This window comes from Agrobacterium sp. RAC06, assembly GCF_001713475.1.
Taxonomy (GTDB): Bacteria; Pseudomonadota; Alphaproteobacteria; order Rhizobiales; family Rhizobiaceae; genus Allorhizobium.
In genome coordinates this window covers 2,511,151-2,525,144 of record NZ_CP016499.1, presented here as the reverse complement: position 1 = coordinate 2,525,144, position 13,994 = coordinate 2,511,151, and the positions used below count along the sequence as shown (strand labels likewise).

Annotated in this window: 14 protein-coding genes; 4 read left to right on the top strand and 10 right to left on the bottom strand. The window is 61.1% G+C overall.

All coding sequences use genetic code 11. The features are described 5' to 3' along the window. Positions 1-33 precede the first annotated feature (33 nt). The 5 genes from BSY240_RS12105 to ubiE form a co-directional block, all read right to left on the bottom strand. Positions 34-1,074, bottom strand: a complete 1,041-nt coding sequence (locus tag BSY240_RS12105) for a sensor histidine kinase (RefSeq protein WP_069042471.1) — start codon at positions 1,072-1,074, stop codon at positions 34-36. Between the two features lie 13 nt (positions 1,075-1,087). Further along, positions 1,088-1,525, bottom strand: coding sequence for a response regulator (locus tag BSY240_RS12100; protein ID WP_069042470.1), 438 nt, complete (start codon positions 1,523-1,525; stop codon positions 1,088-1,090). Between the two features lie 2 nt (positions 1,526-1,527). After that, entirely contained in the window at positions 1,528-3,015 is a 1,488-nt protein-coding gene (locus tag BSY240_RS12095; RefSeq protein WP_069042469.1) for a sensor histidine kinase, read from the bottom strand. Positions 3,016-3,125: 110 nt separating this feature from the next. After that, positions 3,126-4,700, bottom strand: a complete 1,575-nt coding sequence (gene ubiB, locus BSY240_RS12090; protein WP_069042468.1) for a 2-polyprenylphenol 6-hydroxylase — start codon at positions 4,698-4,700, stop codon at positions 3,126-3,128. A gap of 5 nt (positions 4,701-4,705) precedes the next feature. Beyond that, positions 4,706-5,482: a bifunctional demethylmenaquinone methyltransferase/2-methoxy-6-polyprenyl-1,4-benzoquinol methylase UbiE gene (gene ubiE, locus BSY240_RS12085; RefSeq protein ID WP_069042467.1), complete on the bottom strand. Its 777-nt coding sequence runs from the start codon at positions 5,480-5,482 to the stop codon at positions 4,706-4,708. 137 nt (positions 5,483-5,619) lie between these two features. Here ubiE and mutM point away from each other — a divergent pair, with 137 nt between their 5' ends. From mutM to dnaA, 4 genes are all read left to right on the top strand, one after another. Next, the gene (gene mutM / locus BSY240_RS12080; protein ID WP_054151202.1) at positions 5,620-6,510 is read left to right on the top strand and encodes a bifunctional DNA-formamidopyrimidine glycosylase/DNA-(apurinic or apyrimidinic site) lyase; all 891 of its coding nucleotides are present in this window, start codon (positions 5,620-5,622) and stop codon (positions 6,508-6,510) included. Between the two features lie 27 nt (positions 6,511-6,537). Then, complete coding sequence (locus BSY240_RS12075) at positions 6,538-7,311, top strand: enoyl-CoA hydratase (RefSeq protein ID WP_054151201.1); 774 nt, start codon at positions 6,538-6,540, stop codon at positions 7,309-7,311. A gap of 189 nt (positions 7,312-7,500) precedes the next feature. Next, positions 7,501-7,767 carry a 30S ribosomal protein S20 gene (rpsT, locus tag BSY240_RS12070; protein WP_006724980.1) on the top strand — a complete coding sequence of 89 codons (267 nt, stop codon included), beginning with the start codon at positions 7,501-7,503 and terminating at the stop codon, positions 7,765-7,767. Positions 7,768-8,580: 813 nt separating this feature from the next. Then, a complete protein-coding gene (dnaA, locus tag BSY240_RS12065; protein WP_054151257.1) occupies positions 8,581-10,131 on the top strand; it encodes a chromosomal replication initiator protein DnaA in 1,551 nt (516 codons plus the stop codon). 77 nt (positions 10,132-10,208) lie between these two features. On the opposite strand, the gene BSY240_RS12060 is transcribed toward dnaA, so the two are convergent. From BSY240_RS12060 to rph, 5 genes are read right to left on the bottom strand one after another with little or no spacing between them, the layout of a single operon-like run. Continuing rightward, positions 10,209-10,946 carry a class I SAM-dependent methyltransferase gene (locus BSY240_RS12060; protein WP_069042466.1) on the bottom strand — a complete coding sequence of 246 codons (738 nt, stop codon included), beginning with the start codon at positions 10,944-10,946 and terminating at the stop codon, positions 10,209-10,211. 13 nt (positions 10,947-10,959) lie between these two features. Next, positions 10,960-12,141, bottom strand: a complete 1,182-nt coding sequence (hemW, locus tag BSY240_RS12055) for a radical SAM family heme chaperone HemW (protein WP_069042465.1) — start codon at positions 12,139-12,141, stop codon at positions 10,960-10,962. A gap of 4 nt (positions 12,142-12,145) precedes the next feature. Beyond that, positions 12,146-12,790: an RdgB/HAM1 family non-canonical purine NTP pyrophosphatase gene (gene rdgB, locus BSY240_RS12050; RefSeq protein WP_069042464.1), complete on the bottom strand. Its 645-nt coding sequence runs from the start codon at positions 12,788-12,790 to the stop codon at positions 12,146-12,148. A 13-nt stretch (positions 12,791-12,803) separates the two neighbouring features. Further along, positions 12,804-13,208 (bottom strand): VOC family protein, encoded by a 405-nt coding sequence (locus BSY240_RS12045; protein ID WP_069042463.1) that lies wholly within the window; start codon positions 13,206-13,208, stop codon positions 12,804-12,806. 13 nt (positions 13,209-13,221) lie between these two features. Beyond that, the gene (gene rph, locus BSY240_RS12040) at positions 13,222-13,938 is read right to left on the bottom strand and encodes a ribonuclease PH (RefSeq protein WP_054151197.1); all 717 of its coding nucleotides are present in this window, start codon (positions 13,936-13,938) and stop codon (positions 13,222-13,224) included. Positions 13,939-13,994 lie beyond the last annotated feature (56 nt).

Below are 13,994 nucleotides of genomic sequence, written 5' to 3'. Positions count from 1 at the left end.
CAAATCACTGGACGCCGGAGTGGTAAACGCGGCTCAAGCTCCGCTGTCGAGCTTGAGCGGGACTTCCGCAACGGTGCCTCGGGTGCCTTCGAGATAACGCAGACCGTCTCCCAGCGTCGAGGCCATGGATTTGACGATCCGGCTCCCGAGGCCGGTTCCCTTGGGCGCGCTCTGAGGATCAATGCCGACCCCGTCGTCCTCGACCCGGAGCAGCGCCTCGCCGTTGCCCATCGTTTTCAGATGCACCCTGATGTCACCCGGCTGGCCGGTCGCATAGGCGTATTTGAAGGCGTTGGTCACGAGTTCGGTGACGATCATGCCGACCGAAACCGCCTTGTCGGCGCTGAGAGATATGGGATCGGCATCGAGCAGCAGGCGCACCGGCTTTTCGGCGCTGTGCAGGGAATTGTAGAGCTCAACGGTGAGACGGTTGAGGTAACGATCAAGCTCCACCCGGCTGACGTCGTCGGAGGTGTAGAGACTGCGGTGCATGCCGGCGATTGCCGTGATGCGCGCCTGGGTTTCTGCCAGTTCCGCCTTCACTTCATCGCTGCGGGCCGCCGAGATCTGCAGCCTGAGCAGGCTGGCGACCAGCGCCAGCGAGTTGGCGACGCGATGGTTGACCTCGGCCAGCAGCGCCTCGGCACGTTCCTTACCAAGTCTGATCTCTTCATCGGCGCGGGCCTTCGCTGCACGCAGCTGGGCGTTGGCGACCGTCTGCTCGATCGCGCTCGACAAGAGTGACAGGAAGTCGTCGCTGACTGTCTTGATCACGTAGTCCGCAGCACCCGCCTTGATCGCCTCAATCGCGACCTGCGCCTCGTTGGACCCGGTGACATAGACCACCGGCACATCGATCTCGGCATCGCGCATGCGGCCGAGCACGTCGTGGCCGGTCGTCTGGCGCAGGTAATGATCGAGCACGACGACGTCGAATGCTGCCGTCTTCAGGAGTTCAAGCGCGTCTTCGGCGTTCTCGGCATGCGACACCTCATGACCAAGCCGTCCCATATGCCTCTGGACCAGCCGGGCAATGGCAGCATCGTCATCGATATAGAGAACGCTGAAGCTCATCGCCTGACCGCCATCAGGGGATTTGCATGACGGAGAAGAACAGTCCGAGCTGGCGAATGGCGTTGGCGAAATTGTCGTAATCGACAGGTTTGGTAATATAGACATTGGCCCCGAGATCGTAGCAGCGCTGGATTTCGCGTTCGTCATCCGTCGTCGTGAGGATGACGACCGGGAGCCGTCGCGTGTGCGGATTGGATTTAATCTGGTCGAGAATATCGGTACCCGACATGTCGGGCAGATTGAGGTCGAGCAGGATCAACAGGTAGCGGTCTTCTGAAATCTTGCCGCTACGATCCTTGCCCAGCACATAGTCCAGCGCATCGGTGCCGTTGGTGAAGGGCACGATCTCGTTGTTGACGCCGGCCCGACGCACGTTCTTTTCGATCAGACGGGCGTGACCCTCGTCGTCTTCGACCATGACAATGGTGACTTCTTTACCCACGGCTTTCATTATCAACTCCGTACCAAGCGTGACAGATCAGATGGCAGTCGCAGTACGAAGGTTGACCCTTCTCCTAAACGGGATTGAACGGTGATCTCCCCCCCAAGGTTCCGTGCCAGTGAGCGGACATGGGCAAGGCCGATGCCTTCACCCGATTGGTCCTGCTGACCGGCGCGGCGAAAAAGTTCGAAAATGCGTTCGTGGTCCTGCTCTGCAACTCCACGGCCATTGTCCTCCACCTCGATCCTTACCATGTGACGCCCTTCGGGCGCGGTTCGGACGGCGAGCGTCAGGGGCCGTTGGGGATGCTTGTATTTGATAGCATTGTCAAAAAGGTTACCAAGAATTTGTTCGACCGACAATCGATCGGTGTTCAGGCGGGTGGCCTTGATGTCGATATCGATGCTGCCGTCGCTTTCGCTGATCTGGTGATAGACGCTGTTGGTGATGGTCTCCAGCAGGGGCTGCAGTTCGACGATTTCGGGCTTCAGCTGGCGTCGCCCGTCGCGCGAGATCTTCAGGATCGCGTTGATCAGTCCATCCATTTTCTTTGTCGACGAGCGGATGAAGCCGATGGCTTCGGGCAGGTCTTCCGACGCAGCCAGTCTGGCCTCGCGGATCTCCTCTTCGGACACCGGCTTGCCGTCGTTCAGGACATAGGCCTGCAAGGATTTCAGCGAGGCGTCGAGCTCTGCGGTAAAGCCCATGATGTTCACGAGCGGTGCCCTCAGGTCATGGGTGACGATATAGGCGAAGCGCTGGATCTCCTGGTTTGCCTGCATGAGGTCCTCGGTGCGCTCCGCAACACGGGCTTCCAGGCCCTCGTTCAACACCTCGACCTCCCGCCTGGAAGCTGCAAGCGCACGCACATGCTGCGCAACGACCAGGATCGCACCACCCATCACGGCTATGATGGCGATGCCGCCGCCGACCGTGATCCACTGAAGCTGCTGGGTCGCACTGATCTGCGCCTCGGTTCCCCGGTCGACATTCGCGTCCGAAAGTTCCTTGAACTGATCGAGCATGGAGCGGATGTCGTCCATAAGCTCACGACCGACATCGCTCTGGATCAATTCGACGGCCTGAGCCTGCTCGCCGCTGCGCATGAGATTGATGGCCTGCCCCATCTCGGCGAGCTTTCCCCGGATCCGGTCGCGCAACCGGTCCATCTGGGCTGCCTTGACCGGGCGATCGGCAACCGCTGTCGCCAGCCGGTCGACCTCTTCCCGGATCGCGCCGACGGCGGACTCGTAAGGTTCAAGAAATAGCTCGTCCTGCGTGATAACAAAACCACGTTGGCCGGTCTCGGCGTCGGTCAGCTTCTGCATGAGGTCGGCGGCCATGCGCCGGATGTTACGCTCCTGCAGGATGTATTCGAAGGTCGCCTGGGTGCGCTCGACGAGACCAAAGGTCGCGACGATAATGCCGATGAGGATTGCGGTGCCAATCAGGAGAAAGAGCAGCGTGGACCGAACGAAGCCGGTTTGGGTGGCAGACATGTCACTCCCGACGGAACATAAAGCGCGTTAGGTGGTTCCAACGCACGATCGATATGTTTGTTCCATCAAAAAATCGCGGACTCGCGATTTATCTTTGTCCGTCGTTGCCGTCAGGACACCTGGAAAGCGGTCACCACAGCTGCGACCGCGATCACCCAGAGCGCGATCCGACCAGACCGTGTATGTCGCGCTTCTGCCTGTCCGATGCGCTCGGCCGTGTCCGCATCGAAACGCAGACCTTCCTCGCTCATCCGCACGATCTCGCCATGAAGCTTCTCGGTCTTGCTGGCGATTTCTGGCAGAGCTTCGGCCAGCCTGAGTGCTGCCTTGGCGCCGTCCTTGAGATCGGTCGCAATCCGCTTCGGACCCAGATTGTCGCGGATCCAATTTGAGACGACCGGCTCTGCGGCTTTCCACATGTTGAAGCGCGGATTGAGAATGCGCGAGACGCCCTCGACGACGACCATGGTCTTTTGCAGCATCACCAGTTCAGGGCGTGTCTGCATGTCGAAGATCTCGGTGACTTCGAACAATAGCGTCAGCAGCTTACCCATCGAGATGGTCTCGGCCGGCTGCCCGTGAATCGGCTCGCCGATCGCGCGGATCGCCTGGGCGAAGCTCGCGACATTGTGGTGCGACGGAACGTAGCCGGCTTCGAAATGCACTTCTGCCACGCGCATGTAGTCGCGCGTGATGAAGCCGTAGAGGATCTCTGCGAGGAAGCGGCGTTCCTTCTTTCCAAGGCGTCCGGCAATGCCCATGTCGACGGCGACGATCATGCCGGCGGGATCGACGAAGAGATTGCCCGGATGCATGTCGGCATGGAAGAAGCCGTCGCGAAGCGTATGGCGCAGGAAGGACTGGATCAGCGTGTCGGCGAGCGCGTTGAGGTCATGACCGGCGGCCCTCAAGCCCTCGACATCGGACATCTTGACGCCGTCGATCCATTCCATGGTGACGACGTCGCGGCCCGTGCGTTCCCAGTCGACTTCGGGCACGCGAAAGCCCGGGTCGTCCTTGGTGTTTTCCGCAATCTCGGACAGGGCCGCAGCCTCAAGGCGCAGATCCATCTCGACCTTGGTGGTCTGCTCCAGCGTCTTCGTCACCTCGACGGGCCGCAGGCGCCGCGCATGCGGCAGGAAACGTTCCTGGAGATGCGAGACGAGATACATGGCCTCGAGATCGGCCGCAAACCGCTTGCGCACGCCCGGGCGGATCACCTTGACGGCAACCTTTCGCGAGCCCTCTGGCGTTGCGACCTGGGCCGGGTGCACCTGGGCGATCGAGGCGGCGGCGATCGGTTCACCGAAATGCGTGTAAAGCTCTTCGATGGAGCGGCCGAGCGATTCCTGAATGGTCGTCTTCGAGGCTTGCGTCGGGAAGAAATCCATCCGGTCCTGCAGCCCGGCGAGATCCTCTGCAAATTCAGCGCCGACGACATCCGGACGTGTGGCGAGAAACTGGCCGATCTTCACATAGGACGGGCCGAGGCGTGCAACGGCCCTGGCGAGACGATCCGACCGCTCGACCGATTTCGCCCGGCCACGCGCGAGCGGCGCGACGGCCGCCTTGGCGATGCCGACGAGCGGCGGCAGTCCTTCCGACGGAAGGGCCGCGACCACCCCTTCGCGCACCAGCACCCACCCAACCCGCGCCAGGCGGAAATATGCCCCGATCGTGCTCATGCGCCTCAGATCTTCCAGCCGGAATGGAGCGCCGCGATGCCGCCGGTGTAATTGGTGAAGCGGACGTTGGAGAAACCGGCGCGCTCGATCATCCGGGCAAAATCCGGCTGATTGGGGAATTTGCGGATCGACTCGACGAGATACTGGTAGGGCTCGGCATCGCCGGTGATCATCTTGCCGAAGCGCGGGATCGCATTGAACGACCAGACGTCATAGACCTTGTCGAGCAAAGGCAGCTCAACCTCCGAGAATTCCAGCACGAGCAGCCGTCCGCCCCGCTTCAGGACCCGGAAGGCTTCCGACAGTGCCACGTCGATATGCGGCACGTTGCGGATGCCAAACGCGATCGTATAGGCGTCGAAGCTGTTGTCCTCGAAGGGCAGGCTTTCGGCATTGGCCTCGACAAAGGTGAGGTTGGGGGAAAGCCCCTTCTTCTCCGCCCGCTCGGCACCGACGCCCAGCATGGAGCCGTTGATGTCGAGCACGGTCGCATGCGCCATCCGGTTGGAGGCTTCGACGATACGGAAGGCGATGTCGCCCGTGCCGCCGGCGACGTCGAGCACCTTATAGTTCTGATCCTTGCGCGGATTGAGAGCCGCCACCAGCGCATCCTTCCAGACACGGTGCAGGCCGGCTGACATGACGTCGTTCATGATGTCGTAGCGTTTGGCCACCTTGTGGAAGACATCGTTGACCAGGTCCTGCTTTTCCTGCTCGTCGACCTGGCGGAACCCGTAGGAGGTTTCCATGCCGCCATCGGCGGAAATGCGGCTTGCAGTCATCGGTTCACTCCACATATCGGAACGGTCGGCGGACCATAGCGAAAAGGCCTGTCTCGCGCTATCTGCGTGGGAGAAGCCTTGGCTTCGCTGGTCTATAGACCTTTAAAGAAGCGGTTCAAACAGAAAGATGGGCGGAAATGCCGGAATTGCCAGAGGTTGAGACAGTCAGACGCGGCCTTGCGCCCGCCATGGAAGGCGCCAATCTGCAGCGCCTGGAGCTGCGCAGACCGGATCTGCGCTTTCCTCTCCCGCGCGATTTTGCCGCAAGGGTCGAAGGTCGGCGTATTCTCGCGCTGTCCCGTCGGGCGAAATACCTGCTCGTCGACCTTGAGGAGGATCTGACCGTCATCGCGCATCTCGGCATGTCCGGCTCGTTCCGTATCGAAGCGGCAGCCGAGGCAAACATCCCCGGCGTCTTCCACCACGAGCGCAGCAAGGATGAGAAGCACGACCACGTCGTCTTTCATCTGCAGCGTCCGGAGGGCCCTGTCCGCGTCGTCTATAATGACCCGCGTCGGTTCGGCTTCATGGAGCTGATGGCGCGTTCTGAACTCGATACCTATCCGGCATTTCGCGATCTCGGCCCCGAGCCGGTCGGCAATATCCTTTCCCCGGACTATCTGGCGACCCGTTTTGCAGGCCGCAGCCAGCCGCTGAAGGGGGCTCTGCTCGATCAGAAGGTGATTGCCGGCCTCGGCAACATCTACGTCTGTGAAGCGCTCTGGCGATCGCATCTGTCGCCGACGCGCAAGGTCTCCACCCTGGTCACGGCGAAGGGAAAACCGAAGGCGGAACTTGAGCTGCTCACCCAGTCGATCCGCGAGGTCATTGCCGATGCGATCGAGGCAGGTGGTTCGTCGCTGCGCGACCATATCCAGGCGGATGGCACCTTGGGGTACTTCCAGCATTCCTTCCGCGCCTATGATCGAGAGGGCGAGCCCTGCCTCACGAATGGTTGCAGGGGTACCGTCGAAAGGATAGTTCAATCCGGCCGCTCGACATTCTATTGTCGCACCTGCCAGAAATGAGGCCTTCGGGTCGTGGAGGAGGAAGCCATGTCATTTGAAACCCTGCTGATCGAACGGCGCGACCGTGTTGCGCTGGTGACGCTCAACCGGCCCCAGGCACTGAATGCCCTGAACTCGACGGTCATGCGTGAGCTAAGCCAGCTTCTCGCCGAGCTGCAGGCCGACGCGACCGTCGGTGCTGTGGTGCTCACGGGCTCGGAAAAGGCCTTCGCTGCCGGTGCTGACATCAAGGAAATGCAGTCGCTTGGTTTCGTCGACACGTATACCGGTGACTTCATCGGCGGATGGGATCACATCGCCGGCTTCCGCAAGCCCTTCATCGCCGCGGTCTCCGGTTTCGCACTCGGCGGCGGCTGTGAGCTCGCCATGATGTGCGACTTCATCATCGCCTCGAAGACTGCAAAGTTCGGCCAGCCCGAGATCACCCTTGGCATCATTCCCGGCATGGGCGGCTCCCAGCGCCTGACCCGCGCCGTCGGCAAGGCCAAGGCCATGGATCTCTGTCTGACCGGCCGCATGATGGATGCCGCGGAAGCGGAAAGTGCCGGCCTGGTGGCGCGCGTCGTCGAGCCCGAGCGCCTGCTGGACGAGGCGCTGGAAGCGGCAGCCAAGATTGCCTCCTTCTCGCTGCCTTCAGTGATGATGGCGAAGGAGGCCGTGAACCGCGCCTTCGAGCAGACCCTGGGCGAAGGCTTGCGCTTCGAACGCCGGCTGTTTCATTCGCTGTTTGCGACGGAAGACCAGAAGGAGGGCATGGCGGCCTTCGTTGAGAAGCGGAAGCCCGCCTTCAAGCATAGATAAGCGCAAGGGAAGGCGCGTTATCTGCAGAATCCGCGTTGACGCATTCGCGCTTTCCCGCTATATGCCCGCCCACGGTTGGGAAAGCCGATGCGCTTTTCCCATGAAACAGCTCCCCAAGTGCTGGTATGGCAGGTCGCAACGACCCGACGCGGCGATGGTGGGCTTTGGTTTGAATTCGAGAGAGGCATCATGGCCAACACAACTTCGGCGAAGAAGGCGACCCGCAAGATCGCTGCCCGTACTGCAGTCAACAAGGCTCGTCGTTCGCGGGTCCGTGGTTTCATCCGCAAGGTCGAAGAAGCCATCGCTTCCGGCGACGCAGCTGTTGCCAAGGACGCCCTGCAGGCTGCTCAGCCTGAGATCCAGCGCGCTGCCACCAAGGGTGTGGTTCACGCCAACACCGCATCGCGGAAGATCTCGCGTCTGGCCGCTCGTGTGAAGGCCCTGGCTGTCTAATTTTAGACACCTTTCTGACATTTTTCGAAGAGCCTGGCGTTGCGCCGGGCTTTTTGTCGTTGTTGCTCTCGGTTATCGAAAATTGTTGTTTTAGAGTTTTCTGCTGCACTGCATATTGTCAGTCTGATGACATGAAAAACGCAATGATTTCATATGGTTCCGGGAGGTGCTTGTGGGCGGGCTGCCTTCACGCTGGGGCAGATTGGCCCCCTCATGAGTCAAGAGAAATTTTATTTTTTCGCATTGCCAGCGCCCTGTCTTGTGTCTGTTTGGGAATCTCCTTGATTCAAAAGCGATTCTTTTTCGCCCGAATGTGACGCGAAAATGAAGTACGAAGAGTCAATGGTCCAGGCGCCCGATAGCCTAAAAATCGGTGTTGATCTTGGCTTTTGATCCTGCCTTAATGTTTCTCAGCAAGAGGCCAGCCAATGGCCGAAAACGACGGTCCGGACGACAGCAATGTCATCGTGACAGGTCGCTCTTGCCGGGACGGAGTGTTTCCATTCCGTTTTCTCATAAAGTGATCGACGTTGCATCGGAAACTTAGCTGTTTCCGCGTGATGGCGGTTTTGCGCCTTGATGGTGGCTGATGGCCACGACAAGGACAAGGATGTGCGGGATGACGAGGATGTCGCACGTATGAGCACTGCCATTGTCGTGAGGGGGCGATGGCGCGTTGAGCTGACTTTTGGCTGAAGTCGGCGCGATGTGTTCGGGGACCATCGATCCCTCAAGGGATCGATTAGAGATGAAGCGGCTGTCGGGCGCAAATGGATACGCCCGGCACCTGGAATGAATTTGGAAGGCGGCAAAATGCATATGAACTCTATGACGGCCGGTGCGTTGGCGAACGGGGACAATGCACATTCGGCGCTCGGCGCCGCATGCTCCGAAGGGGCAGGAGACAATGCCGAGATGAAGCATGATGCTCTGTTTGATCGTTTCAGCAAGCGGCTCAAGGCTCAGGTGGGTGTGGACGTATACCAGAGCTGGTTTGGGCGTCTGAAGCTGCACTCAGCATCGAAAAGCGTGGTGCGCCTGACCGTACCGACGACATTTCTGAAGTCGTGGATCAACAACCGTTACCTCGACCTGATCACGTCGATCTTCCAGGCTGAAGATCCGTCGATCCTGAAGGTTGAAATCATGGTGCGCAGCGCTAGCCGCAGCACCCGTGGTCCTGTCGTCGAGGAGCGTTCGGTCGGATCGGACGTCAGCCAGCCGACTTCGCCGCGCAAGACCGGACCGCAGACCGTAGGCCAGATCGCCTCGGCCCAGACCCAGGCACCGTCGAACGCCCGTACCACACAGGCAGGTCCGCTGTTCGGCTCGCCACTCGACAGCCGCTATACCTTCGATGGTTTCGTGGAAGGGTCCTCGAACCGCGTGGCGCTCGCAGCTGCCAAGACGATCGCTGAAGCCGGCGCCGGCGCCGTGCGCTTCAACCCGCTCTTCATCCATTCGTCCGTCGGCCTCGGCAAGACGCACCTGTTGCAGGCCATCGCCAATGCCGCAATCCAGAGCCCGCGGCAGCCGCGCGTCGTCTATCTCACGGCAGAATACTTCATGTGGCGTTTCGCAACCGCGATCCGCGACAATGATGCCCTGACGCTGAAGGACTCGCTGCGCAATATCGACCTTCTGATCATCGACGACATGCAGTTCCTGCAGGGTAAGATGATCCAGCATGAGTTCTGCCATCTCTTGAACATGCTGCTCGACAGTGCCAAGCAGGTCGTCGTCGCCGCCGACCGTGCGCCCTGGGAACTGGAATCGCTCGATCCGCGCGTTCGTTCGCGCCTGCAGGGTGGCGTCGCCATCGAGATGGAAGCGCCCGATTACGACATGCGCCTCGACATGATGAAGTCGCGCCTCGACGTCGCCCGCAAGGACGATCCGTCGATCGACATCCCCGCCGAGATCCTGGAGCATGTGGCCCGCAACATCACCAGCAGCGGCCGCGATCTGGAAGGCGCCTTCAACCAGTTGCTCTTCCGCCGCTCCTTCGAGCCGAACCTGTCGATCGAGCGCGTTGACGAACTGCTCGCTCACCTCGTCGGCGCCGGTGATCAGAAGCGCGTGCGCATCGAGGACATTCAGCGCGTCGTGGCCCGTCATTACAACGTCTCGCGCCAGGAACTTGTATCGAACCGCCGCACCCGCGTGATCGTCAAGCCGCGCCAGATTGCCATGTATCTGTCGAAGACGCTCACCCCGCGCTCCTTCCCGGAGATCGGTCGTCGCTTCGGTGGACGTGATCACACGACCGTACTGCATGCCGTCCGCAAGATCGAAGAGCTGATCTCGGCAGACCAGAAGCTGTCGCAGGAGATCGAACTTCTGCGCCGTCTGATAAACGAGTAAGCGCAAGACCGGACTGATATTGGCCGCCGCGATCCTCAAACGGGTTCGCGGTGGCCTTTTTGTATCCGGAAAGTGGCTCAGGCGCGGGCGATCGCGATGATCTCGAGGCTGGTTTCCGTATAGGGCGCCCCATCCCACCAGCCGAGGAGCTCGACTTCGCCAAACCCCGCGGCAGACAGCAGGCTCTGGATAGTTTCCGCCTTCGCAAACCTCAGCCGGCTCTCGCTGACCAGGGTTTCGCCCGTTGCTCCGATGGTGAAGACCGCATCGAAGGTTACATGTTCGCCCTCGACATCCTTGATCTGGTAATGGACGTCCACTGGCCCGATGCCGTGGATGACCCGCTGTTCGCGTGTCTTCCCCCGCGTCCAGTCTTCCCAGGTTTTGGCCAGCGGGTTGCGGCTTTCGAGGAGCAGCCTGCCGCCCGGCGCCATATGCCGGTGAGTATTGTGCAGGGCAGCCAGGGTTTCGGCGTCGTCGAGAAAGACCTGGAAGACATGCCCCGTCATGATGGCAAGGTCGAAACGATAGGGAAGCGTAAACTCGGCAGCGGGTGCCTGAACCCACTCGACCTTGCTTTCCCTGTCCTTCATCCGCGCGACCTGCAGCATGCCGTCTGCCGGATCGACGCCGGTGACCTTGTGACCGCAGTCTGCCAGACGCAGCGTCACCGATCCTGTGCCGCATCCGATGTCGAGCACGCGGCAGGGAGTCTTAGTGAAATTCTCGTAGAAATCACCGTCTTCGCCATGATGGTTGAAGGCGTCATAGAGGCGGGCCATGTCGAAGCGGGCAAAGGCTGGATCGACCGGCATTGTCTCTTCCTCCTCAGCAGGCGAGATCCGCGACCACGGCGTCGAGGATCAGCATGCCCGGCGGTGTGCAGCGCAGCCGCGAATTGCCGAGCCGCTCGATGAAGCCCTGATCCAGCAGAAACTGCTCCTTGTCCGGATCGGGGTCGCGGCCGGACAGCTGCTGCCACCGGGCGAGATCTACGCCCTCGCGAAGCCGCAAGCCCATCAGGAGAAGCTCGTCGGCCTGCGCCTCGTGATCGAGCTCTTCGCGTTCGATAATGCCGTGACCATTCTGCTCGACGGCCGAAAGCCAGGTTTCCGGATGCCGTTCGGCGACCGTTGCAATCTTCGTGCGACCCTGGGTGAGGCGCCCATGCGCGCCTGGACCGATGCCGGCGTAATCGCCATAACGCCAGTAGGTCAGGTTATGGCGGCTCTCCGCGCCCGGGCGGGCGTGGTTGGAAACCTCATAGGCCGGCAGTCCTTCACACGCGGTGATTTCCTGCGTCGCCTCGTAGAGTGTGGCGGCATGCTCGTCATCGGGGACAATCAGCTTGCCGGCCTTGTGCAGGCCATAGAAGGCTGTGCCTTCTTCGATCGTCAACTGGTAGAGCGAAAGATGATCGACGGCATACGACATCGCCTCCTTCAGCTCACGCTCCCATGCTTCCACCGTCTGGTTGGGTCGGGCGTAAATCAGGTCGAAGGACATGCGCGGGAAGATCTCGCGCGCCAGTCGGATCGCCTTGAGTGCATCGGCGACATCATGCAGGCGTCCGAGGAACTTGAGGTCTGGATCGTTCAGCGCCTGCACCCCGAGCGAAACACGATTGACGCCCGCTGCCCGATAGCCGTGGAAGCGGGTCGCCTCGACGCTGGACGGGTTCGCCTCCATGGTGATCTCGATGCCGTCTGGCATATGCCAGTTGGCCGCAATGCCGTCGAGGATCGCGCCGACCGTCGAGGGATCCATCAGCGACGGCGTACCACCGCCCATGAAGACACTGGTGACGGTCTTCGGCCCGGACATGGCCCGCACAGCCTTCAGCTCGGCAAGAAAGGCGGCGACGAAGCGCGCCTGATCGACCGGCTGGTGCCGCACATGGCTGTTGAAGTCGCAATACGGACACTTGGCCGCGCAGAAGGGCCAATGCACGTAGACCCCGAAACCAGGCTCGCCAGTGTCGGGCAGGAGCGTGAAGGACCGATCGGTCAAGGCGTCATGCCTCCAGGCAGGTTTCGACGAAAAGCTTGAAGGCTCGGGCACGGTGCGACAGAGCCTCTGGATTGCCGGGCTTCCAGCCATGTTTTTCGTCCGCGGTCATCTCTCCGAAGGTGCGCTGATGCCCCTCGGGCTGGAAGACGGGGTCATAGCCGAAACCGGCGGTGCCGCGCGGCGGCCAGGCAACCACGCCCTCGACCTCGCCCCGGAAGAATTCGGTATGACCGTCCGGCCAGGCGAGGCAGAGCACGCTGACGAAGCGACAGGTTCTCTGAGCCGCATCCGTTGCGCCGCGCTCCTGGAGAGCCTTCTCGACCTTCTCCATCGCCATCTGAAAATCGCGGCTGCCATCCTCGCGCTCGGCCCAGTTCGCCGTATAGACGCCTGGGGCGCCGTCGAGTGCATCGATGACAAGGCCGCTGTCGTCCGAGAGCGCAGGCAGCCCCGAAGCCTTGGCAGAGGCGAGCGCCTTGATCGCGGCATTTTCCTCGAAAGTCGTACCGGTTTCATCTGGCTCGACGAAGGCAAGGTCCTTGGCCGATTTGGCAGAAAAGCCGAAGGGGCCGATCAGGTCGGCGATTTCAGCGATCTTGCCGGCATTGTGGCTGGCAACGACGATGGTGCGGGTGTCGAGTTTGCGCATGCGATAGGTCCGTTCAAGAAGTCCAAAGGGTGCGGGACGCGCATTCCAGGCTGTTTCCGGCCGGATCGCGGAAGTAGATCGAGCATGCGCCGTTCGGCCATGTCAGTTCGGACTCGACCGGTATATCGGCCTGCTGCAGCCGACTGCGCATGGCATCGAGATCGTCGTGACGGACGATGAAACAGACATGGCCAGGGCCCCTCGTCCCGTGGGTCGGGACAGGGAAGGGGTCGTCGGCGATGGGTGTCTCCGTTTCTGCCGGATTGAAGATCAGAAGGACGCCGGACCCGCACCGATAGAAGATATGCCGGTTGCCGCCACGGCGGATCTTTTCGAGGCCGAGGACGCCGTCATAAAACGCCTCTGCCTTGTCCAGATCGTCCGCATAGAGTGCGGTTTCGAGGATCCCTTCGATCATGCGGCCCTTCTTCTCAGGCGATTGTCTGCTTCTGCAGCGCCACCAGTTCGTCGATGCCGTTCCGCGCCAGACCAAGCAACGTCAGGAACTCGTCCTGGCTGAACGGCTTGCCTTCTGCCGTGCCCTGGATCTCGACGATGCCGCCAGAGCCAGTCATGACGAAGTTGGCGTCCGTCTCGGCAGCCGAGTCTTCCAGATAATCGAGGTCGATCACAGGCTGGCTTGCGAAGATGCCGCACGAAACGGCCGCGATATGATCCTTGAGGACCTTCTCGACCTTGATCATGCTGCGGGCTTCCATCCACTTCAGGCAGTCATGCAGGGCAATGAAGGCGCCGGTGATCGCCGCCGTGCGCGTGCCGCCATCCGCCTGGATAACGTCGCAGTCGATCGAGATCTGGCGTTCGCCGAGAGCCTCGAGATCGACGATCGCCCGCAGCGACCGGCCGATGAGGCGCTGGATTTCCTGGGTACGACCGCTTTGCTTGCCCGAGGCGGCCTCGCGTTTCATGCGGTCACCGGTGGCGCGTGGCAGCATGCCGTATTCCGCCGTCACCCAGCCTTTGCCGGAATTGCGCAGCCACGGCGGGGTCTTCTCTTCCAGGCTCGCAGTGCACAGCACATGCGTGTCGCCGAACTTCACCAGGCAGGAGCCTTCTGCATGCTTGGAAAAGTTGCGCTCGAATGAAACCTTGCGCATTTGATCGGTCTTTCTGCCGGATGGCCGCATTGCAATCTCCTGGGTTGTTAGTTGCCTTCTAAGGACGGAGCAGCTTATTTGCAAAG